Source organism: Streptomyces sp. B21-083, assembly GCF_036898825.1.
GTDB lineage: Bacteria > Actinomycetota > Actinomycetes > Streptomycetales > Streptomycetaceae > Streptomyces.
The window spans coordinates 1,468,644-1,490,297 of the sequence record NZ_JARUND010000001.1; the positions used below are offsets into that span (position 1 = coordinate 1,468,644).

General features: G+C 69.8%; 18 protein-coding genes. 12 read left to right on the plus strand and 6 right to left on the minus strand.

Going from position 1 to position 21,654, the window contains the following annotated elements; all coding sequences use genetic code 11:
• Positions 1 to 84 precede the first annotated feature (84 nt).
• Positions 85 to 1,422: a 6-phospho-beta-glucosidase gene (locus tag QA861_RS06435; protein ID WP_334587235.1), complete on the minus strand. Its 1,338-nt coding sequence runs from the start codon at positions 1,420 to 1,422 to the stop codon at positions 85 to 87.
• Complete coding sequence (locus tag QA861_RS06440) at positions 1,419 to 2,183, minus strand: DeoR/GlpR family DNA-binding transcription regulator (RefSeq protein ID WP_334587236.1); 765 nt, start codon at positions 2,181 to 2,183, stop codon at positions 1,419 to 1,421. Before QA861_RS06440 ends, QA861_RS06435 begins: the two co-directional genes overlap by 4 nt.
• Before the next feature lie 126 nt (positions 2,184 to 2,309).
• Between QA861_RS06440 and QA861_RS06445 the strand changes: the two genes are divergently transcribed.
• The 8 genes from QA861_RS06445 to QA861_RS06480 all read left to right on the plus strand — a co-directional run bounded on the left by QA861_RS06445 (position 2,310) and on the right by QA861_RS06480 (position 14,011).
• On the plus strand, positions 2,310 to 3,314 hold the full coding sequence (locus tag QA861_RS06445; RefSeq protein ID WP_334587237.1) for a carbohydrate kinase family protein: 1,005 nt from the start codon (positions 2,310 to 2,312) through the stop codon (positions 3,312 to 3,314).
• A gap of 158 nt (positions 3,315 to 3,472) precedes the next feature.
• Positions 3,473 to 4,759, plus strand: coding sequence for an ABC transporter substrate-binding protein (locus QA861_RS06450; RefSeq protein ID WP_334587238.1), 1,287 nt, complete (start codon positions 3,473 to 3,475; stop codon positions 4,757 to 4,759).
• Positions 4,759 to 5,709, plus strand: coding sequence for a carbohydrate ABC transporter permease (locus tag QA861_RS06455; protein WP_334587239.1), 951 nt, complete (start codon positions 4,759 to 4,761; stop codon positions 5,707 to 5,709). The genes QA861_RS06450 and QA861_RS06455 overlap by 1 nt, the downstream gene beginning before the upstream one ends.
• A 14-nt stretch (positions 5,710 to 5,723) precedes the next feature.
• Positions 5,724 to 6,563 carry a carbohydrate ABC transporter permease gene (locus QA861_RS06460; protein ID WP_334587240.1) on the plus strand — a complete coding sequence of 280 codons (840 nt, stop codon included), beginning with the start codon at positions 5,724 to 5,726 and terminating at the stop codon, positions 6,561 to 6,563.
• Positions 6,560 to 9,484, plus strand: coding sequence for a glycoside hydrolase family 2 TIM barrel-domain containing protein (locus tag QA861_RS06465; RefSeq protein WP_334587241.1), 2,925 nt, complete (start codon positions 6,560 to 6,562; stop codon positions 9,482 to 9,484). Before QA861_RS06460 ends, QA861_RS06465 begins: the two co-directional genes overlap by 4 nt.
• A gap of 60 nt (positions 9,485 to 9,544) precedes the next feature.
• Positions 9,545 to 11,404 carry a LamG-like jellyroll fold domain-containing protein gene (locus QA861_RS06470; protein ID WP_334587242.1) on the plus strand — a complete coding sequence of 620 codons (1,860 nt, stop codon included), beginning with the start codon at positions 9,545 to 9,547 and terminating at the stop codon, positions 11,402 to 11,404.
• A 69-nt stretch (positions 11,405 to 11,473) separates the two neighbouring features.
• The gene (locus QA861_RS06475) at positions 11,474 to 13,147 is read left to right on the plus strand and encodes a PHP domain-containing protein (RefSeq protein ID WP_334587243.1); all 1,674 of its coding nucleotides are present in this window, start codon (positions 11,474 to 11,476) and stop codon (positions 13,145 to 13,147) included.
• Positions 13,148 to 13,150: 3 nt separating this feature from the next.
• A complete protein-coding gene (locus tag QA861_RS06480) occupies positions 13,151 to 14,011 on the plus strand; it encodes a hypothetical protein (protein ID WP_334587245.1) in 861 nt (286 codons plus the stop codon).
• 188 nt (positions 14,012 to 14,199) lie between these two features.
• Here QA861_RS06480 and QA861_RS06485 read toward each other — a convergent pair whose 3' ends face one another.
• From QA861_RS06485 to QA861_RS06500, 4 genes are read right to left on the minus strand one after another with little or no spacing between them, the layout of a single operon-like run.
• Positions 14,200 to 14,655, minus strand: a complete 456-nt coding sequence (locus QA861_RS06485; RefSeq protein WP_334587246.1) for a MaoC family dehydratase — start codon at positions 14,653 to 14,655, stop codon at positions 14,200 to 14,202.
• Between the two features lie 55 nt (positions 14,656 to 14,710).
• Positions 14,711 to 16,216 (minus strand): acyl-CoA synthetase, encoded by a 1,506-nt coding sequence (locus tag QA861_RS06490; protein WP_334587247.1) that lies wholly within the window; start codon positions 16,214 to 16,216, stop codon positions 14,711 to 14,713.
• Positions 16,217 to 16,257: 41 nt separating this feature from the next.
• The gene (locus tag QA861_RS06495; protein ID WP_334587248.1) at positions 16,258 to 17,142 is read right to left on the minus strand and encodes an amidohydrolase family protein; all 885 of its coding nucleotides are present in this window, start codon (positions 17,140 to 17,142) and stop codon (positions 16,258 to 16,260) included.
• 2 nt (positions 17,143 to 17,144) lie between these two features.
• Positions 17,145 to 18,062, minus strand: a complete 918-nt coding sequence (locus QA861_RS06500) for an SDR family NAD(P)-dependent oxidoreductase (RefSeq protein ID WP_334587249.1) — start codon at positions 18,060 to 18,062, stop codon at positions 17,145 to 17,147.
• Between the two features lie 133 nt (positions 18,063 to 18,195).
• On the opposite strand from QA861_RS06500, the gene QA861_RS06505 reads away from it, so the two are divergent.
• The 4 genes from QA861_RS06505 to QA861_RS06520 all read left to right on the plus strand — a co-directional run bounded on the left by QA861_RS06505 (position 18,196) and on the right by QA861_RS06520 (position 21,538).
• Positions 18,196 to 18,735, plus strand: a complete 540-nt coding sequence (locus QA861_RS06505) for a MarR family winged helix-turn-helix transcriptional regulator (protein WP_334587250.1) — start codon at positions 18,196 to 18,198, stop codon at positions 18,733 to 18,735.
• Positions 18,736 to 18,924: 189 nt separating this feature from the next.
• Entirely contained in the window at positions 18,925 to 20,241 is a 1,317-nt protein-coding gene (locus tag QA861_RS06510; protein ID WP_334590475.1) for an MFS transporter, read from the plus strand.
• A gap of 105 nt (positions 20,242 to 20,346) precedes the next feature.
• Positions 20,347 to 21,099, plus strand: a complete 753-nt coding sequence (locus QA861_RS06515) for an IclR family transcriptional regulator (RefSeq protein WP_334587251.1) — start codon at positions 20,347 to 20,349, stop codon at positions 21,097 to 21,099.
• 292 nt (positions 21,100 to 21,391) lie between these two features.
• A complete protein-coding gene (locus QA861_RS06520; RefSeq protein WP_334587252.1) occupies positions 21,392 to 21,538 on the plus strand; it encodes a hypothetical protein in 147 nt (48 codons plus the stop codon).
• The last annotated feature ends 116 nt before the right edge of the window (positions 21,539 to 21,654 follow it).

Here is a 21,654-nt window from a genome sequence, read left to right on the forward strand (position 1 = left end):
ACCAGATACGAGCAGACCAGATGTGAGCAGACCGGGTACGAACAGACCCGGATACGAGCAGACCGGACAAGACCGGGAAAGCGCTTACTTAAGGTACGCCAGGCCGGGGTGGACCGAGGTGTATCCGTCGACCAGTCTGCGGGCCACGTTCACGGAATCGACGAGGGGGTGCAGGGCGAACGCCTTGACCGCCGTCGTACGGGAGCCGGAGTCGGCGGCGGCGAGCACCTCGCGTTCGACCGCCTTGACCGAGCAGACCAGCCCGGAGGCGTGGTCGGGCAGCGGGTCGACGGTGACGGGGTGGGCGCCGTTGGCGTCGACCAGGCAGGGCACCTCGATGACGGCCTCGGAGTCGAGCACCGAGAGCGTCCCTCGGTTCTGGACATTGAGGATCAGCGTGGTGCGCTCGTCGCGGGCGATGGCCCGCATCAGGGCGAGGGCGACCTTCTCGTAGCCGCCGGACAGGTCGTCGGCGTCGCGTTCGCCCGCGCCCGCCGTCTCACGGGCCTCGGCCATGTAGGTCGCCTCGCGCTCGGCGCGGGTACGGTCCCAGGCGGTGAGGGCGTCGGCGTCCGGACGTTTCATCTCGTCGTAGAAGCCGGCCTGCTGGTCGCGCAGGAAGGCGCCGCGGGTCTTCTCGGCCTCGCTGTAGGCGCGTACGGCCTCGCGGTTGAAGTAGTAGTAGTGCAGGTACTCGTTCGGGATGGCGCCCAGGGACTGGAGCCAGTCGGTGCCGAAGAGCTTGCCCTCCTCGAAGGAGCCGAGGAGGTCGGGGTCGGCGAGCAGTCGCGGGAGTTCGTCGCGGCCGTTCACCCGTAGGCCGCGTACCCAGCCGAGGTGGTTGAGGCCGACGTAGTCGATCCATGCCTCGCCGGGGTTCGCGCCGAGAACCCGGGCGATCCGGCGGCCGAGGCCCACCGGGGAGTCGCAGATGCCGATGACGCGGTCGCCGAGGTGGCGGGACATGGCCTCGGTGACCAGGCCTGCCGGGTTGGTGAAGTTGATGACCCAGGCGTCGGGGGCGACCCGCGCGACGCGCCGCGCGATGTCCTCGGCCACCGGGACCGTGCGCAGGCCGTAGGCGATACCGCCCGCCCCGACCGTCTCCTGGCCGAGGACACCCTCGTCCAGCGCCACCTTCTCGTCGTTCGCTCTGCCCTCCAGACCGCCGACGCGGATCGCGGAGAAGACGAAGTCGGCGCCGGTGAGCGCCTCGTCGAGGTCGGTCGTGGCGCTCACCTCGGGGGCGTCGGCCACCCCCGCCGCCTGCTCGGCCAGGACCCGGGTGACCGCGGAGAGGCGGCCGGCGTCCAGGTCGTGCAGGACGACACGCGTCACCCGGCCCTCGGCGTGGTCGCCCAGGAGCGCCCCGTACACGAGCGGGACGCGGAATCCGCCGCCTCCCAGAATGGTCAGCTTCAAGGTCGCACCTTTCCTGCCGTGATGATCTGCACCCCGGCCTCCTGCAGAGCGGACTGCGTCGCCGGGTCCACCGGCGCGTTCGTCACCACCATGTCCAGTTCCCCCGGGCCACAGACCTTCGCCATGCCCGTGCCCGGGAACTTGGCACGGTCGGCGAGCAGCACGACCCGGTCGGCGGCCTTGATCATGGCGCGCTTGACCGGCACCTCGACCACCGTGGTGTCCATCACCTGACCGCCGGGCCGGACGCCGCTGGTGCCCAGGAAGACCCAGTCGGCGTGCAGCTGGCGCAGGTTGTCCTCGGTGAGGAAGCCGACCAGGGAGCGGTACTCGCGCCGGACCATGCCACCCAGGAGCACCAGTTCGATGCCCTCGTCGTCCACCAGCTCCTCGAAGACCACCAGGTTGCTGGTGATCACCGTGAGCCGGCGGCCGTGCAGCTGCCGGGCGAGCCGGTAGGCGGTGGTGCCGATGTCGAGCAGCACGGACTGCCCGTCCTCGACGAGAGAGGCGGCCTCGGCGGCTATCGCGTCCTTCTCGGCCACGCGCACCTCGGCGACCTCGGCGAAGGGCTGGTCACCCTCGTCCGCCACGGCGCCACCGTGTACACGTGTGAGCAGGCCTTCCTCCTCCAGTCTGACCAGATCTCGCCGGACCGTGGCAGGGCTCACGCCCAGCTGTTCGGAGAGATCGGTCACGGCTGCGGGACCCCCGGAGCGCAGGGCCCGCAGGATGAGTTGATGTCGTCGTTCTGCCAGCACGCGACGAACAGTACTCGTCATCTTCAATCATTTCTATGCTTGCTTCTGCTCGACTCTTGCCAAATCTCCGGAAGGCGCGCACGATTCCGGTCATCAAATGACGAGTTTTGACGAGAGGATGCACGCGTGGACGACGAACGGCCCGATGTGCTGCTGACCGGGCTGCTCTTCTTCGACCTCGTCCTCACCGGCCTGGGCCAGCCCCCGACGCCCGGCGAGGAGATCTGGACGTCGGGGATGGGCACCAGCCCCGGCGGGATCGCGAACCTCGCCGTGGCCGCCGCCCGGTACGGTCTGAAGACCTCCCTGGCCACCGTCTTCGGGGACGACGCGTACGGCGCCCACTGCCGCAGCGTCCTCGCCGGCCAGGAGGGCGTCGACCTCTCGCTCTCGCGCACCGCGGACGACTGGCACACCCCCGTCACCGTCTCGCTCGCCTACGACGGCGACCGCGCCCTGATCACCCACGGGCAGCCGCCCCCGTACTCCCAGGAGACCCTGCTGGGCGACCCGCCCGAGGCGCGCACCGCCCTGGTGCATCTGGAGGCCGAGCCCCACCGCTGGCTGGCCAAGGCGTCGGCGAACGGCACGCGGATCTACGCGGACGTCGGCTGGGACCCCACCCAGGTGTGGTCCTCCGACCTGCTCGACCAGCTCGCCCTGTGCCACGCCTTCCTCCCCAACGAGACCGAGGCGATGGCGTACACCCGCACGGACACCGCGGTCGCCGCGCTGGGCACACTCAGCGAGCTGGTCCCGGTGGCCGTCGTCACCCGGGGCGGTGACGGCGCGATCGCCGTGGACCAGACGAGCGGCGAGTACGCGGAGGTGCCGGCCCTGGCCGTGGACGTCGTGGACTCCACGGGCGCCGGTGACGTGTTCGGCGCCAGTTTCGTCGCCGCCTCGCTCGGCGGCTGGCCGCTGGAGGAACGGCTGCGGTTCGCCGTACTGGCCGCCTCCCTCTCCGTACGGCAGCACGGCGGGGCGCTCGCCGCACCCGGCTGGTATCACATCCACCGCTGGTGGCACACGCTCGACGACCCCGAGCTGCGGCGGACCTACGGCTTCCTGGCCGACCGGCTGCCGGCCGACCCGGGACCGCCGGTGCGGTTCGCACCCGTCACCCCCTGAGATCCGTCACCCCCTGACACCCATCACCCCTGCGACCTGCCACCCCTGAGACCTGCACCCCTGAGACCTGCCTCCCCCACTGCCCTGTCCCCTTTACGCGCCCCCCACTGGCGTTTCCCCTTACGCACGCACCGAACATCCGAAAGGCGGTGGGAGCTGTGCAGCTCTCACGAAGAGGCCTGCTGCGCGCGGGGCTGGCCGGCACGGCCGCCACAGCGCTCGGCGGCCTGGCGACCGGCTGCGCCGTTCCGACCGGCTCCACCGGGCGCGACATGGTCCTGTGGTACTGGAGCGGCGGGCTGAGCGACACCGTTGTCAAGAACGCGAAGGCCCGGTACGACAGCTCCGTCGACCTCCGGGCCATCCAGATCGGCGGCCAGTACCGCTCCAAGCTCATCACCACCATCACCGGCCAGGCCCATGTCCCCGACATAGCGGGGCTCAAGGGCGAGGACATGGCCGCCTATCTGCCGAACGCGGACCAGTTCGTCGACCTGCGGACGCTGGGCGCTGAGAAGTACAAGAGCCAGTACCTGCCCTGGAAGTGGGACCAGGGCATCGCCGACGACGGCACGATGGTCGGCTTCCCGATCGACTGCGGGCCGGTCGCGCACTTCTACCAGTACGACGTGTTCCAGAAGGCGGGTCTGCCGTACGAGCCCGCCGACGTGTCCGAGGGGATGGACACCTGGGAGAAGTTCTTCGCCGCGGGCGAGCAGCTCGGCAAGCGGGTGTCGGGAGCGAAGCTGCTCACCGACATCAACTCGGTCTTCGAGAACGTCGTACAGCAGGGCGCGAAGCGGTACGTCGACAAGGACCGCCACTTCATCGGCGACCAGGAACATGTGCGCCGCGCCTGGGCGCTCGCCGTCGAGGCCAAGCAGCGCAGGATCGTCTCGGACCTGGTGAGCGGCACCCCTGACCAGCTGTCGGCCATCCAGGACGGCAAGCTGCCGAGCCAGCTGAACGCCTCCTGGGCCAGCTTCGACATCAAGAACGGCGTGCCGAAGACCAAGGGCAGATGGCGGGTGGCGCAGATGCCCGTGCGGCCCGCCAACAACGGCGGCTCGTTCCTGTCGGTCACCAAGGCCTGCCGGGACCCCGAACAGGCGTTCCGGATCATCACCTGGATCCTCGACGCGGCCAACCAGGCCCAGGGTTACGTCGACGCGGGTCTCTTCCCCTCCACGCCCGCCTCCTACGGTCTGAAACAGATGCGGGAACCCGACCCCTTCTTCGGTGGTCAGGTCACGACCGACGTCTTCGGACCCGCCGCGCAGAAGATCGTGGTCGCCTACAACAGCCCGTTCGACATCGCGCTCGGGACACCCCTCAAGGACGAGATCAAGAACGTCGGCGTCCTCGGCAAGGACCCGAAGAAGGCATGGAGTGACGCCATGAGCAAGTGCCGTCGCATCGCGAAGCACCTGGGGGTGAGCTACTGATGGCTGTCATCGAGCAGACCCCGTCCGTGGTGACCCGGCCCGCCCCGGTCGGGCCCAAGAAAGGCCTGCGCAAGTACTGGCACCTGTACGTGGCCATCTCCCCCTTCTATCTGATCTTCCTCGGCTTCGGACTCTTCCCGGTCGGCTTCTCGCTCTATCTGTCCTTCCACCGCTGGGACGGCCTCGGCTCGATGGAGTGGGCCGGGCTGTCGCAGTACCAGTATTTGCTGAGCGACAGCGACTTCTGGAACTCGATCGGCAACACGATCATCATCTGGGCGCTGGCCACCTTCCCGATGATCATCCTGGCGATGGTCACGGCCGTGATGCTCAACTCGGCGGTCCGGTTCAAGAGCCTGTACCGCGTCGCGTACTTCCTGCCGAACGTCACCTCGGTCGTCGCCATCGCGATCGTCTTCGGCTCGATCTTCTCCACCAACGCCGGCATGGTGAACGCCGTCCTGCATGTGGTGGGGATCGACCAGGTGGCGTGGCTGAACACACCGTGGGGCATCAAGGTCACCATCGCGGCCCTGATGACCTGGCAGTGGACCGGCTACAACGCCATCATCTTCCTCGCCGGGCTCCAGACGGTCCCGAGCGAGCTGTACGAGGCGGCGCGCATGGACGGCGCCGGCCCCGTCCAGACCTTCTTCCGGATCACGCTGCCGCTGCTGCGGCCGACGCTGCTGTTCGTGCTCGTCGTCTCGACGGTCACGGGCCTGCAGAGCTTCTCCGAACCACAGGTCCTGCTGCAGACCTCTTCGAACGACTCGACGTTCGCGGGCGGGCCGGGCCACTCGGGCCAGACGATGGTCCTCTACTTCTTCCAGCAGACCTTCGACAACAACGACTTCGGGTACGGAGCCGCGGTGGCGTGGGGCATCTTCCTCGTCGTCGTCCTCTTCTCGATCATCAACTGGCGCCTCGTGCAGCGCCGGGGCGACTAGGAAGGGCGCGCATCATGGCATCCATCAAAGGATCCCGCCGCAGAGGGATCGCGCTGCACCTCCCGCTGATCATCGGCACGCTGGTCTCGGCCTTCCCGTTCTACTGGGCCGTCATCATGTCGACGCACAGCTCGACGGAGATCTTCTCGTACCCGCCGAAGCTGTTGCCGGGCACACACTTCCTGGAGAACGTCCGCAACCTGTTCGACGCCATCGACTTCTTCGGGTCGATGTGGAACTCGCTGCTGGTCGCGGTGTCGGTGACCTTCCTGGTCCTGCTCTTCGACTCGCTCGCCGCCTTCGTCTTCGCCAAGTTCGAGTTCCCCGGCAAGGGACTGCTGTTCGGGCTGCTCATGGTGATCTTCATGGTCCCGGCGCAGCTGTCGGTCATCCCGCAGTTCGTCGTCATGGCGAAGATCGGCTGGATCGGCTCGATGACCGCACTGATCGTGCCGGCCGCCGCCAACGCCTTCGGCATCTTCTGGATGCGCCAGTACATGAAGACGGCCATCCACGACGAGCTGCTCGACGCCTCCAAGCTCGACGGCGCGAACTTCCTGCGCCAGTACTGGCATGTGGCGCTGCCGGTGGTCCGCCCCGGTCTCGCGTTCCTCGGCATCTTCACCTTCATGGGCCAGTGGAACGACTTCGCCTGGCCCCTGATCTCCCTCACCAACCCCGACAACGTGACCCTGCAGGTCGCGCTGTCCCAGCTCAACGGCACCCACGGCACCACCGACTACGGCATCGTGATGACCGGCGCCCTGCTCGCCCTCGTCCCGCTGCTGATCGTGTTCGCGGTCGGCGCCAAGCAGATCATCGGCGACCTCGCGAAGGGAGCCGTCCGCGGATGACCAGTGATCCGCTGCTGGACCTGCGCCCCTGGGAGTCACCCGAGGTGACCTCCTGGGGGCGGCTGCCCATGAACGCCGTCGACCGGCGTGCCCAGGCACGCTCCCTGGACGGCGACTGGCGCTTCCAACTGCTCCCGACGCCGACGTCCGAGGTGGGCGACGACTGGTCCTCGGCCCGGGTCCCCGGCGCCTGGACCCTCCAGGACACCGACGACCTGCCCTGGTACACGAACGTACAGATGCCGTGGGCCGACTTCCCGCCCGACTCCCCCATGGCTAACCCCACAGGCGTGTACGAGCGTGAGTTCGACATTCCGGCCGAGTGGGCGGGCCGGCGGATCGTGCTCCAGGTCGGCGCCGCCGAGAGCGTGCTGCTCGTGCACGTCGACGGGCGGCCGGTCGGTATCTCCAAGGACTCCCATCTGGCAGCCGAGTTCGACCTCTCCGACCTCGTCTGGCCGGGCGGGTCCGCGACGCTGCGGCTGACGGTCGTCAAGTGGTCCGACGCGACCCACATCGAGGACCAGGACCAGTGGTGGCACGGCGGTATCACCCGCTCGGTGCTGCTGTACGCGACGGACCCGCTGTATCTCGCGGACGTCACCGTGCGCGCGCCGGCCTCGGGTGAGCTGCGAGTGGACTGCCGGGTGCGGGACGCGGGCGGCGCGCTGCCCGAGGGGTGGTACGTCACCGGCGAGATCGACGGCGAACTCCTCCTCCAGGACGCCGAGTTCGACCGCCTCAACGCCGAGGACGACCGCGTCTCCGACTTCCTCGGCGAGCCCCGGCTGTGCGCACACGTGTCCGACGTACGCACCTGGAACGCCGAGACACCCGAGCTCTACGGCCTGACCGTCCGGCTGCACCGCGCCGACGGAACGGTCGCCGACACCGCGTACCAGCGCGTCGGTTTCCGGGACGTCGAGATCGTCGGCCGGGACCTGCTGGTCAACGGCGAGCGGATCTACGTCCGGGGCGTCAACCGGCACGACTTCCATCCGCTGACCGGGCGGACCGTGTCGTACGACGACCAGCGCGCCGATCTCGTCCTGCTGAAGCGGTTCGGGTTCAACGCGATACGCACCGCGCACTATCCGAACGACCCGGCGCTGTACGACCTCGCGGACGAGCTGGGCTTCTACGTGGTCGACGAGGCGGACATCGAGTCGCACGACCACGCCCACGAGATCGCCGACGACCCGCGTTATCTGAACGCCTTCGTGGACCGGGTCTCGCGGATGGTCCTGCGGGACAAGAACCATCCGTCGGTCATCATCTGGTCGCTGGGCAACGAGTCCGACTACGGGGCGAACCACGACGCGGCGGCGGGCTGGCTGCGCCGTCACGATCCGACCCGGCCGCTCCAGTACGAGGGCGCGGCCAAGCTCGGCTGGGCCGATCCGGCGGTCGCCTCCGACATCGCGTGTCCGATGTACGCGCCGCTGGAGGACTGTGTCGCGCACGCGATGTCCGGCGAGCAGACCAAGCCGATCGTCCAGTGCGAGTACTCGCACGCCATGGGCAACAGCAACGGCACGCTCGCGGACCACTGGGCCGCCATCGAGTCCACGCCGGGACTTCAGGGCGGGTTCATCTGGGAGTTCTGGGACCACGGAATCCTTCAGTCCGTGAACAGCGGCAGACCTGCCGGGCGCGCGGGCGCCGGGCTCTATGACAACGGTGTCGCCGCCCCCGGCATGCGCTGGGCGTACGGCGGCGACTTCGGCGAGACGATCCACGACGGCGCCTTCATCGCCGACGGTGTCGTCTTCCCCGACCGCACCCCCAAGCCGGTCATGTACGAACACCGGGAGATCGCGGCTCCGGTACGTCTGGAGGCCTTCCGACACGAGGGGCTCGTGGTCGCCAACCACCAGTGCTTCCGGGGCCTGGACTGGCTCGCGGGCACCTGGGAACTGGCGCTCGCGGACGGCCGTACCCTGACCGCGCCGGCCGAACTGCCCGACCTGCGGCCCGGCGAGACGGCGGCTGTGCCGCTGCCCTTCGAGCTGCCGGCGGACGGCGGCGAGGCCTGGCTGACCCTGCGGGTGACGACGGCCGGCGACGAGCCGTGGGCACCGCGCGGCACCGAGATCTGCGTGCCCCAGCTGCTGCTGCGGCCGGCGGACGAGATGTCGGAGACGGTGGTCGCGGGACCGGGGATCCGGGTCGACGGCGACGGGCTGCTGATCCATCCGCTGCTGGCCTCGGCGCCGGTGCTGTCCCTGTGGCGGGCTCCGACCGACAACGACGAGCTGGGCGGAATGGCGGCCCGCTGGCAGGACTGGGGCCTCGACACCCTCGTCCGCAAGGCCGTCGACGTGCGGCGCGACGGCGGAAGGGTCACCGTGCTCGCCGAGTACGCCGCGAACGCGGGGGTGATCCGACACGAGCAGGTGTTCACCCCGGTCCAGGGCGGCATCCGCGTCGAGGAGACCGTCGAGCTGCCGGACGCGTACACCGACGTGGCGCGGGTCGGCTCCGTGTTCGAGACGGTGTCCGGGCTCGACCTGCTGGAGTGGTACGGGCAGGGCCCCTGGGAGTCCTATCCGGACCGCGCCGCCGGAGCGCCGGTCGGGCATCACTCGGCGCCCGTGGACTCCCTGTTCACCCCCTATCTGCGACCGCAGGAGAGCGGCGGACGGCACGGTGTACGACAGTTCAGGCTGTCGGCGCCGGACGCCACCGGTCTCTCGGTCGTGCTGGACCGGCCGCGCCAGGTCTCCGTGACCCGGTACCGAGCCGAGGAGCTGGCCGCCGCCACCCACCACGACCAGCTGCGGCCCCGGCTCGGCTGCGTGGTGCACATCGACGCGGCACACCGCGGGCTCGGCACGGCGTCGTGCGGTCCCGACACCTTCCCCTCCTATCTCCTGCAGCCGGGCACCCATCGGTGGGCCTGGACTCTTCGCACGCTCTGACGACAGCCCCTCCCCCCACACACCTCCTCTCACCTCACAGAACCTCTTACGGAGTCAGTTGTGTGCACCTCGCACGAGTCCGGGCACGAACCTGCCCTCGAAGCACCCCAGGCGGGCGCCGGTCGGCGTACCTTCCTGCGCGCGACCGCGCTGATCGGGGCGGCGGCGACCACGTCCGTCGCCCTGCCGACGGCCGCCGAGGCCGTGACGGACAAGGCACGCTCGTCGTGGCGGCCCGACACCGACAGCCGCCGGTTCACGCTCGCCGTGATGCCCGACACCCAGTACCTGTTCGACGGGCCGAGCATCGACAAGGCGCCCGTCGAGGCGTCCCTGCGCTATCTGCTGGAGCACGGGCGGGACGAGAACATCGTGTTCCTGTCCCACCTGGGTGACCTCACCCAGAACGGCGCCGCGCCGGAGGTCGCCGCGATCGGCGAGGCGTTCCGGCTCCTGGACCGGCGGGGCGTCGGCTACAGCGTCGTCGCGGGCAACCACGACGTGAAGTCCTCCACCACCGACCAGCGGGGCGCCTCCCCGTATCTCGACGTGTTCGGGCCGGACCGGTTCAAGGGGAAGCGGACCTTCGGCGGCGCTTCGGCCGACGGTTACAACACCTTCCATGTGTTCCGGGCGGCCGGGCGGGAGTGGCTGGTCCTCGCGCTGGACTGGCGGCTGTCGGACAAGGGGTACGCGTGGGCGAAGGACGTCCTGGCGAAGCACCCGGCCCTGCCGGTGATCCTCACGACACACGAGCTGGTCGTGGAGGACGACTCCCTGTCCGACTACGGGCAGCAGCTGTGGGACCGGCTGATCGCCGACCACGACCAGATCTTCCTCACCCTCAACGGGCACTACTGGCCCGCCGGGCGGGCGACGCGCAAGAACGCGGCGGGACATGACGTCGAGCTGCATCTGACGAACTATCAGAACCGTTACTTCGGCGGCGCGGCGATGATCCGCCTCTACCGTTTCGACCTCGACCGGAACACCATCGACGTGGAGACGGTCTCCCCGTGGATCCTCGGCCGGGCCGGGAAGGGCCTCAACGAGCTGGAGCGGCAGGAGATCGAACTGAGCGGCGACGCCGACCGGTTCTCCGTCGACATCGACTTCGCCGAGCGCTTCGCCGGCTTCGCCCCGGCGCCCACGCGTTCCGCCCGCCCGGCGTCGAAGATGGTGATCCCGGGCACGGTCGCCTACTGGCGCTTCGACGGGCAGACGGACGGGGCCGCCCTCACCGGCACGGTCCGCGACCGGTCCGGCCACGGCAACGATCTCACCCTGGTGTCGGTCGGCGGCGGCACGCTGAACTGGTCCAGCGACCATCACCCGGACCAGCCCGGCCACGGCAGCCTCGACTTCAACGGCTTCAAGTCACCGTTGAAGGGCGCCTATCTGCGCATGGTCGACGGCGCGCCCCTCAACTCGGCTACATTCAGGTCCGGTTACACCATCGAGGCGTTCTACCGGCTGCCCGCCGACTGGGACCCCTCGCACCACGCCTGGGCCGGAGTGGTCAGCCGTACCGGTACGGGCGGCGCGGCGGGCAAGACCGGCGACGACCCGGACGAGCCGCTCGCCACCCTGTCCCTCTCCAACGACCGCGAGCCCCAGTGGGCCATGCGGCCCCTCAACCAGCAGGGCATCGCCACCAACTGGGGCCAGGAGACACCGCTGGAGACCTGGTGGCACCTCGCGGTCGTCAACGACGGCAGGCACACCACGCTGTACGTCCAGGGCTGCCCGGTGGTCCGCAACCCGACGGCGACCTCGACCGGCATCACCTCGGTCGGGCTGCCGTGGCTGCTCGGCGGCTACGAGTACGCGGGCAAGATCGACCAGATCCTGCACGCCCGCCTCGGCGACGTACGGATCGTCGAACGGGCGCTGCCCGTCAGCTCGTTCATGAACCACTGACCCACACCGTCGGGGTCCGCCAAGCCTCCTGGACTCCACGACTCTCCAGCTCCCGAGGAACCCAAGACCATGACAGAGCAGCAGCTGCCCGCCTGGGCCGACCCCGCCGTCTCCCCCGCCGGACTCGACGCCCAGGGCGTTTCCCGGCGTCAACTCCTGCACCGCGCAGGCCTGTTGGGCGCCGCGTTCGCCGCCGGGTCACTGGCGACGCCCGCTTCCGCCGCGGCCGGCCCGCATCGGCTCGGCGGCCATGACCCGCGCCTCGCCTACCTCGTCGGCGATCATCACATCCACACTGTGTACAGCCACGACGCCAAGTACACGTTCTCCCAACTGGCGGCGGAGGGCGAGAAGTTCGGCCTCGACTGGATGGTGTTCACCGAGCACTCCAACTTCGGGCACGCCCAGTACGGCGCCCCGCTGGAGCACGCCGAGATCCTCAAGGCGCGCGCCGAGAACCCGCGTCAGCTGATCTTCCAGGGCCTGGAGTGGTACATCCCGGGCGCCGAGCACTGCACGGTCTTCTCGCCGCCCGGCCGGCACGAGGTCGATCTGCTCACCAAGTTCGAGAGCGCCTATGACGGCAAGCTGCTCGGCTACACCGAGGGCTCGGCCGGCGCGACGGACACCGCCCGCAACGAGGCGCACGCCGTCAAGGCGATTCGGTGGCTGGCGGAGCAGAGGCGCACCGGGTACGTCGACGACGTGCTGGTTCTCGCCAACCATCCGATGCGTCTGGGCATCGACTCCCCGCACGAGATGCGGGGCTGGCGGGACGCGGCCCCCGAGATCATGATCGGCATGGAGGGCGCGCCCGGCGCCCAGGGCGCGGCCATCCCCGGCTGGCGCGGGGCCAACTCGATCCGCGGCGAGTACGAGAACAAGCCGACGGCGCAGTCCTGGCAGGGCTATCCGGCGGACGGCTATCTGACGTACGGCGGCTTCGACTGGGCGACCGCGACGGTCGGCGGTCTGTGGGACTCGATGCTGGCCGAAGGCAGCCTGTTCTCGATCACCACGAACTCCGACGCGCACCGGATCGTCTTCGACACCTGGAAGAACGGCGACTGGCCGGCCGGGAAGAACTTCGACAACACCGGCAAGCTGCCCGACCCGGTGAACACCGACACCCCGCAGCCCGGCAGCGACTTCTGGCCCGGCCAGTTCAGCCGCACCCACGTGGGCGTCACGCGCTACGGCTACCGCGCGGTGATGGACGGTATGCGCGCGGGCCGGGTCTGGCTGGACCACGGTCATCTGCTGGACGGCCTCGACGTGCGGCTGACGCGCGACTGCGAGTTCGGCCGGGGTGTCACGCTGGGCGGCCGGATCCGGGTCCGCCGGGGTGAGAAGCTCACGCTGAACATCACCGTGACCACCGCCTCCCGTCTCAACCCGCAGGGGATCCTGCCCGAGTTGGCGCACGTCGACGTGATCCGGGGCGCGGTGCGCGGTCCGGTCGCCGACCGGGACACCTGGCAGGCGCCGGACACCAAGGTCGTGAAGTCGAAGGACGTGACGGGGCGCACGGGGACGTACACCCTGCGCGTGCCGCTGACCGCCGGTGACGAGTCGTTCTACGTCCGGCTGCGCGGCAGCGACGGCAACCGGCACGGCGCCGGTTACCTCGGCGCCTCGGTGGACCCGCACGGGCCGATCGTCCACGAGCCCGGAAACGGTGACCCGTGGGCCGATACGTGGTTCTATTCGAACCCCGTGTTCGTCGACGTCGTAGGTGGCTGACTGATGAGGCGTCAACTCCTGTCCCTGGCCGCGTTATTAGGTCTGTCCGGAGCGCTCGCGCTCGGCGGTGGTGGAGCGGCGTCCGCCGCCGACGCGCCGTGGACGGAGACAGGCTCCGGCCAGGTCGACTCCCTGGGCAGCGGTCAGGGGCTGGCCTCCCGCGCGGACGGCACGCTCCTGTACCGCGGGCTCACGTCGATCCCGCTGGACCTGCGTATCGCCGGCTGGAACCACATCGGTGACCCGGACATCGCGAACGGGTATGTGTTCGACGCCTACCAGGGGTCGGACACCGCCACGTCCAAGATGTTCGCGGTCACCACCCCGGCGGGGCAGCGCTACCAGTACACGCACCAGCTCGACTCCGGCGAGAAGCTGAACAACTCCTTCGCCGCCGTCTCGCCCGACAACCAGTGGCTGGTGTCGGGCGAATGGGGCGACCAAGGACGCCTCCAGGTGTTCCCGGCGCCGCTCCTCAACGCGTCCACCCCCACCACGGGCGGCGCGCTGGCGCAGGCGGGCCAGATCACCCTGGACAGGACCGTCCGGGACATCCAGGGCTGTGACTTCGTCACCGCGACCCGGCTGCTGTGCGCCTCGGACGACAGCTCGGGCACCCTGTTCCCGGAGGTCCGGCCGGTGCTCCAGGTCGACCTGTCCCGCGCGGTGGACGGCAAGCCGGTCGCCGGGCACGTGACGAGCCTGTTCGCCCTTCCGCAGCGCAGCGCCTGCACGGGGACGGCGTACGAGGCGGAGGGCGTCGACTACGACACGAACACCGGCACCCTGCGCGCCCAGGTCGTCCAGCCGGGCATCTGCGCACTGGCGACCACCGTGTACTCGTACCGGCAGGTCACGGGCTGACGGGACATCGACGTGTTGGCGCGGGGCGGCGGGCGTCGATGGACCGGGGACCCGTTCGCCTCCGACCCGGATGGTGCGCCGCGCTCGGACGGCGCAAGGCGCACCGGCGCGGCCAACCGGCCGGACGTCGTCTCGACCTCATGCCCGTGCGTGAGGATCCTCCGGATCTGGGGCGCCGCCGGAGCGGATCAGGCGTAGAAGCGGGACAGGCTCTGCAGCACGGCCGCCGGCTTCGGGGCGCCCTCGATCTCGATCGTGCCGTCGACGGTGATCTGCACACCGCCCGGTACGTCCTCGACCTCGGCCAGCCTGCCGACCAGGCGGATCTTCGAGCCGGCCTTCACGGGTGAGGGGAAACGCACCTTGTTGAGGCCGTAGTTGACCTTCGTGGTGACGCCCTGGACGTCCAGCAGCTCGGTGAAGAGCGGGATGAAGAGGGAGAGGGTGAGGTAGCCGTGGGCGATGGGAGCGCCGAAGGGGCCCGCCGCGGCCTTCTCCGGGTCCACGTGGATCCACTGGTGGTCGCCGGTCGCGTCGGCGAAGGTGTTGATGCGCTCCTGGGTGACCTCGATCCACTCACTGGTGCCGAGGTCGCTGCCGGCGAGCTTCTTGAGTTCGTCGATGCCGTTGACCGTGATGCTCATGTCGCTTTCCTTAACTGGGAGTTGAGCCGAAAGTGGTGGAGGGCGCCGCAGCGGGCTACGAACCGGCGCCGAAGGCCTTGCGCACCCGGGCCTTGAGAAGCTTTCCGGAGGCGGTGCGCGGGAGTCCGTCCGCGATGACGACCGACTTCGGGATCTTGTACTTGGCGAGCCGCCCGGACAGCGAGGCGAGCACCTCGTCGGCGTCCAGGGCCGCGCCCTCGCGGGGCACGACGACCGCGCGCGGCACCTCGCCCCACTTCTCGTCGGCGACGCCGATGACCGCGCACTCGACGATGTCGGGGTGGGCCAGGAGGAGATCCTCGATCTCGGCGGGGTAGATGTTCTCCCCACCCGAGATGATCATGTCTTTGATGCGGTCGACGACGAAGACATAGCCGTCCTCGTCGATCCGGGCGGCGTCCCCGCTGCGGAACCAGCCGTCCGTGAAGGAGGCGGCCGTCTCCTCGGGCAGCCCCCAGTAACCCGGCATGACGTGCGGCCCGCGGACCACGATCTCGCCGGGCTCGCCGACCTCGGCCGGCGTCAGGTCGGGCCGTACCACCCGTACGTCGCTGAAGAAGTGCGGTACGCCCGCCGAGCCCGCTTTACTGACCGCGTGCTCGGCGTCCAGGAACAGGGTCCCGGGCGAGGCCTCGGTCATGCCGTAGCCCTGGAGGAAGGTGAGCCCGCGCTCCTGGAACCGGGCGATGAGCGGGGTCGGCACCGGTGAGCCGCCGCAGGAGAGCATGCGCACCGACGACAGGTCGGCGTCGGCCCAGCGTGGATGTCTGGCCACCTGGTCGAACATGGTCGGCACCCCGAACATGAAGGTGATCCGGTGCCGTTCGATCAGGTCGAAGGTCTCGTCCGGGGCGAAGGCCTCGACCAGGACGCAGGTACCGCCCTTGAGGAGCACGGGCAGGGTGAGCATGTTCAGCCCGGCCGTGTGGAACAAGGGGGCGGAGACCAGGGCGCGTTCGTCCGTGATGACGTCCTGGTCGACGAGCACGTTGACGGCGTTCCAGGTGAGGTTGCCGTGCGTGAGCATGGCGCCCTTGGGCCGGCCCGTCGTACCCGAGGTGTACATGATGATGCAGGTGTCGTCGGCGGTGACCGGTGCGTCGACCGGTTCGGCGGAGGCGCCGGCGAGCGCGTCCTCGTACTCGGCGCCGACCTCGACGTACGTCCGCACGTCCGTGTTGCCGGGCAGTCCGGCGACGAGGCCGGCGTGCGAGGGGCCGTAGACGAGGGCCTTGGTGCCGGAGTCGGCGAGCTGGTAGGCGATCTCCGGGCCGGCGAGGCGGGTGTTGAGCGGTACGAAGACCGCGCCGAGTGTGCCCGCCGCGAACAGTGTCTCCAGGTAGGAGGGGTGGTTCGGGCCGAGATAGGCGATCCGGTCGCCGCGGCGCACTCCCCGGTCGCGCAGGGCGTGCGCGAGCCGGGTGGTGCGCTCGTACAGCTGTCCGTAGGAGAACGTGGTGTCGCCGTGGATCAGGGCGGTGCGTTGGGGGGTCTTGCGGGCCCGGCGGGCGGGCCAAGACCCCAGTCCCTCGTTGCGCATCGTTGCGCCCCTCTACGAGTTGCGAGACATGGGTTACGAAGTCAGGGCTTTGTGAGTCCGAGCAGCCGGGCCGCGTTCTCCTTGAGGATCTTCGGCCTGACCTCGTCCTTGATCGGCAGCTTCTCGAAGTCGGCGAGCCAGCGGTCCGGGGTGAGGACCGGGTAGTCCGAGCCGAAGAGGACCTTGTCCTTGAGCAGTGTGTTGGCGTACTGCACCAACTGCGGCGGGAAGTACTTCGGTGACCAGCCGGACAGGTCGATGTGCACGCCCGGCTTGTGTGTGGCGACGGCGAGTGCCTCGTCCTGCCAGGGGAACGACGGATGCGCCAGGATGATCTTCATCTCGGGGAAGTCGGCGGACACGTCGTCGATGTGCAGCGGGTTGGAGTACTTGAGGCGGATCCCGCCGCCACCGGGGACTCCCGCGCCGATGCCCGTCTGGCCGGTGTGGAAGAGCGCGATGGCGCCGGTCTCCTCGATCACCTCGTACAGCTCGTACGCGACCGAGCGGTCGTTGGGGAAGAAGCCCTGGATGCTGGGGTGGAACTTGAAGCCCCTGACCCCGTACTCCTCGACCAGCCGGCGGGCCTGCTTGACGCCCGCCTTGCCCCGGAAGGGGTCGATGGAGGCGAAGGGGATCAGCACGTCCGGGTTGGCGGCGGCGGCCTCGGCGACCTCCTCGTTCGGGACGGGCGCGGTGCCGGTCGCGGACTCGGCGTCCACCGTGAAGATGACGGCTGCCATCTTCCGCTCGCGGTAGTACGCGGCGGTCTCCTCCAGGGTCGGCTTCCGCTTGCCCTCGACCTTGAAGTAGGCCGACGAGGCGTCGTGGAGGTCGTCGGCCAGGGACGAGGTGCCCTTGGAGGAGATCTCGGCGTGGGTGTGGACGTCGATCGCGACGAGTTCCTCGACGTCGATGTTCGCCATGGTCACGCCTCCGGGAACTTGGGGGCGGGGATGCCCACCGACTGGAGCTCGGCGCCGACCGAGGTGGGCCAGGCGTCGGCGAGGGTCTCGGGGGTCCAGCCGCCGTCGGCGTACGCGGCCCTGACCTCCTGCGGATGCGACCAGAGTGCCACCTTGTCGCCGCCGATGCCGATGGCCTGGCCGGTGATGCCGCGGGCGGCCTCGGAGGCGAGGAAGGGAACGAGGGCGGCGCAGTCCTCGGGGGTGCCGAAGCCCTCACCCTTGCGGAGGAAGGCCGGGAACGGCTCGCCGTTCTTCAGCGCCTCGATGTACGGGGCGAAGGCGGGGATCGTCTCGGTCATGGCGGTGGCGGCCACCGGCACGATCGCGTTGACGGTGATGTTCGCGCGGCCCAGCTCCATCGACCAGGTACGGGCGAAGGCGGCGATGCCCGCCTTGGCGGCCGCGTAGTTCGTCTGCCCGAAGTTGCCGCGCTGACCGGCCGGGGAGCCGACGAGGATCAGCGTGCCGCCCTCGCCCTGCTCGCGCATGCGTACGGCGGCGGCCCGGGCGCAGGTGAAGGTGCCCTTGAGGTGGGTGGTGATCACCGCGTCGAAGTCGTCGTCGGTCATCTTCCACAGCACCTTGTCGCGCAGGATGCCCGCGTTGGTGACCAGGATGTCGAGCCGGCCGAACTCCTCCACCGCGCGGTTCACGAGCCGCTCGGCGGCCTCGGTCGTACCGACCGGGACCACCTCGGCGACGGCGGTGCCGCCCGCCGCGGTGATGGACTTCACGGCCTGCTCGGCCACGCTCTCGTCGATGTCGTTGACGACCACGGAGGCGCCGGCGGCGGCGAGAGCGTGCGCGTAGGCGAGGCCGAGGCCACGACCGCTGCCGGTGACGACGGCGACCTTGCCGGTCAGATCGATGCTGGGCACGAGGGAGGTCCCTTCACAAGACGACAGCTCAAGACGACAGCCTCAAGTCGACAGCCCAAGACGACTGCGTGAGATCGAAGCTAAGAGCAATAATTGTTGACGTCAATAGTTGTTGCCGTCAGATGGGTGCGCCATGCTGGAATCTGTACATGGATCCGCCCCGCCCGGGGCCACGACGAGGGAGCCCGCCATCGCCCGCCAGCAGGATGTCCACGACCCCGCCCCGATCGACGCGCGCGAGCCCTGGATGCGCGGCCTGCACGCGGACACCGGCTACCTGCTGTACCGGCTGGGCCTGCGCTCCGGCCAGTTGTTCAACACCTTCCTCCAGGAGTCGGGGCTACGGCTGCGCCACTACGCGGTGGTCCGCTTCCTGGCCACGTCGACGGGCGCGCTCCAGCGTGAGCTGAGCACCGCGCTCGGATACGACCCGAGTGCGATCGTCGGCCTGGTGGACGACCTGGAGAAGCTGGGCTTCGTCGAACGCCGCCCCTCCCCCGACGACCGCCGCAGCCGGATCGTCGCCCTCACCGAGAACGGCCGCGCCTTCCTCCGCGACACCGACGAGGCCGGCCAGCGCGTGACCAACGAACTGCTGAGCCCGCTCGACCCCGCGGAACGGGAGTCCCTGCACACCCTGCTCCAGAGGGTCACGGAGGACGGACCCAACTGACGTGCGATGTTGCGCAACTTCTTGACTGCCACTCGATTAATGCCTAACTTCACCCAGGCACCGGTGCGGTCCCCCACCGGTGACGCCCCCCACGGCATCGGCATCAGGGAGTCTCCCGTGCAGCCAACCCGCTCGTCCTCCGGCTCGTCGTCCGGCTCTTCCCCCCAACTCTCCTCAGGCACAAGGGAGTTGCGCCGGGTCGCACTCTCCGGACTGCTCGGCACCACCGTCGAGTTCTACGACTTCCTCGTGTACGGCACACTCGCCGCGCTCGTCTTCGGCGACCTGTTCTTCCCCCAGGCCGACCCCACGGTCGGCACCATCGCCGCCTTCGGCACCTTCGCCGCCGGTTATGTCGCCCGGCCGCTCGGCGGCATCCTCTTCGGACACTTCGGCGACCGGCTCGGCCGCAAGTCGATGATGCTGCTGACGATGACCCTGATGGGCTGCGGCAGCTTCCTGATCGGGCTGCTGCCGACGTACGACGCGATCGGCGTCTGGGCCCCGGTCCTGCTGGTCGCCCTCCGGGTCGTCCAGGGCCTCGCGATCGGCGGCGAGTGGGGCGGCGCGACCCTGATGGTCGTCGAGCACGCCGAACGCACCCAGGGTTCCCGGCGCGGCCTGTGGTCCAGTTTCACCCAGCTGGGCGCCCCGCTCGGCTCCGTGCTCTCCGCCGGAGTGGTCACCCTCGTCTCCACACTCCCCGACGACCAGTTCCGCTCCTGGGGCTGGCGCGTACCGTTCCTGCTCAGTTTCGTACTGCTCGGCGTCGGGCTGTTCGTCCGGCTGCGGATCGCGGAGAGCCCCCTGTTCGCCGGGGTCAAGCGGGAGACCTCCGCCAAGCCGCCGATCTTCGAGGTGCTGCGCCGCCCCAAGCCGGTGCTGCTCGCCTGCTGCGTCGGCATCGGCGCCTTCACCGCCCAGTCACTGCTGACCGGCTTCATGATCTCCTACGCCACCGACAACGGCTACAGCCGTCCCCAGGTACTCACCGCCGTGACCATCGCCTCCTGCGTGGCGCTGGTCGTCCTGCCCGCCGCCTCGGCGCTCACCGACCGTGTCGGCCGCCGCCCGGTGGTCCTCGCCGGTGCCCTCGCCTCGGCCGCGCTCGCGTTCCCGGTGCTGTGGCTGGTCGACTCCGGCTCACCCGGACTGCTGATCCTCGCCCTCGTCCTCGGTCACGGCATCGCCCAGTCCACGATGTACGGGCCGCTGGGTGCCCTCTTCTCCGAGATGTTCGGTACGAAGGTGCGCTACACCGGCGCCTCGCTCGGCTACCAGGCGGCGACGCTGGTGGGCGCCGGCTTCTCGCCGCTGATCGCCACCAGCCTGCTCGCCTCGAACGGCGGCGGCAGTACGCCCGTGTCGCTGCTGCTGTGCGGCGGTGCGCTGATCACCGCGGTCACCGTGTGGCGGATGCCCGAGACACACACCGACACGCTCGACTCCCCCGCCCCCGTCCCCGTCCCGCGGCAGACCCCCGCCGCCGAAGGGATCCGCCCGTGAACTCCCGTAATCCCGTGACGGACACGGGCACCGTCCGCTCGCGGCGGCGCACCGGTCCTCGGTATACAAGGACGTGACGTTGACACTCCGGGGAGCTGCCCGCCCATGACCACCCGCTCCGCGCCCGACCGACTGCTGTCCGTGCTCAGCGCCTTCGACCACGAGCACCCCGCGCTGACCCTCACGGACATCAGCCGACGGGCCGGGCTGACCCTCACCACCACGCACCGCCTCGTGGGCGCCCTCACCGAGTGGGGCGCGCTGGAGCGGGACGAGAACGGCGTCTACCACATCGGTCTCAGGCTGTGGGAGGTCGCGGCGCTCGCCCCGCGCGGACTGGCGCTGCGGCAGATCGCGCTGCCCTATCTGGAGGACCTGTACGAAGCGACGCACGAGAACGTGCAGTTGGCGGTACGGGACGGCGGCGAGGTCGTCTACATCGAGTGGCTGTCGGGCCGTTCGGCGGTCGGGGTGCACATCCGGGTCGGCGCCCGCTGGCCACTGCACGCCACGGGGGTCGGCCTCACCCTGCTCGCCCACAGCGACCCGGCGCTCCAGCAGGAGTACTGCGAGGGCCCGTTGGCCGCCTTCACCCCGCACACGATCACCGACCCGGCCGCGCTGCGCCGTGTCCTGGCAGAAGTCCGCCGCACAGGCGTGGCGGTGAGCAGTCGTCAGGTCACCGACGACGCCCTGTCGGTGGCGGCCCCGGTGCATGGACCGGGCGGCACGGTGATCGCCGCGGTCTCGGTCGTGGTGCCCCAGGTCGACGCCCAGGTACCGGTGTTGGTGCCTGCGGTACGACTGGCGGCGCGAGGTATCTCACGGGCACTGGGGTGGCAGCCGGGCGGGGGCTGAGCGGCGGGTTCGGCGAAGTGCCGTACGGCTCGACAGCGCCCCGAACGATCCAGGGCGCGAGCCGGTGGGGACGGAACCCGGAGCCCCGAACCCGTGGCCCGGCGCCTCTCCCGCGGTCCCGGTCGCGACCGGGACCGGGACTCGCGCGGCCGCCGACACTGCGGGGCACTGCGGCGGCACTGCGGCGGCGGCACCGCATTGGGCGACGGGCAGCCCGACGAGGAGGACCGCGCTCCCCGGCGGCCGGGGCACGCCAGGGACGCCGGGTCTGGTGGACGCCGGCGGAGCCCGCGTGACGATCAACGTTCCGCGTGCCACCCCGGGAAAGGCCGCCCGACAGGCCGCCGCCGGCGTCCTCACCGGAATCTCAGACTTGGCCAACGGGCTCAACGGCTGGAACCTGCCGTGGGCGGACTGGAAGGCCGGCAGCGCCCCCTAACACATTCATGTCTTCATCGGGTGAACTCACCCGTGGCAAAAGGAAATTCTGGGTTTCACCTCTTGACGGCCGGAGCCACCGGGAGCACATTGGGGCCACTTTGAGAGCGCTCTCAC

Bases quoted from the DNA above. Each gene is read 5' to 3' on its own strand.
- QA861_RS06515 (WP_334587251.1), top strand. From the start codon at position 20,347: ATGACCACCCGCTCCGCGCCCGACCGACTGCTGTCCGTGCTCAGCGCC.
- QA861_RS06495 (WP_334587248.1), bottom strand. From the start codon at position 17,142: ATGGCGAACATCGACGTCGAGGAACTCGTCGCGATCGACGTCCACACC.
- QA861_RS06460 (WP_334587240.1), top strand. From the start codon at position 5,724: ATGGCATCCATCAAAGGATCCCGCCGCAGAGGGATCGCGCTGCACCTC.
- QA861_RS06475 (WP_334587243.1), top strand. From the start codon at position 11,474: ATGACAGAGCAGCAGCTGCCCGCCTGGGCCGACCCCGCCGTCTCCCCC.
- QA861_RS06465 (WP_334587241.1), top strand. From the start codon at position 6,560: ATGACCAGTGATCCGCTGCTGGACCTGCGCCCCTGGGAGTCACCCGAG.
- QA861_RS06505 (WP_334587250.1), top strand. From the start codon at position 18,196: ATGCTGGAATCTGTACATGGATCCGCCCCGCCCGGGGCCACGACGAGG.
- QA861_RS06490 (WP_334587247.1), bottom strand. From the start codon at position 16,216: ATGCGCAACGAGGGACTGGGGTCTTGGCCCGCCCGCCGGGCCCGCAAG.
- QA861_RS06480 (WP_334587245.1), top strand. From the start codon at position 13,151: ATGAGGCGTCAACTCCTGTCCCTGGCCGCGTTATTAGGTCTGTCCGGA.
- QA861_RS06455 (WP_334587239.1), top strand. From the start codon at position 4,759: ATGGCTGTCATCGAGCAGACCCCGTCCGTGGTGACCCGGCCCGCCCCG.
- QA861_RS06485 (WP_334587246.1), bottom strand. From the start codon at position 14,655: ATGAGCATCACGGTCAACGGCATCGACGAACTCAAGAAGCTCGCCGGC.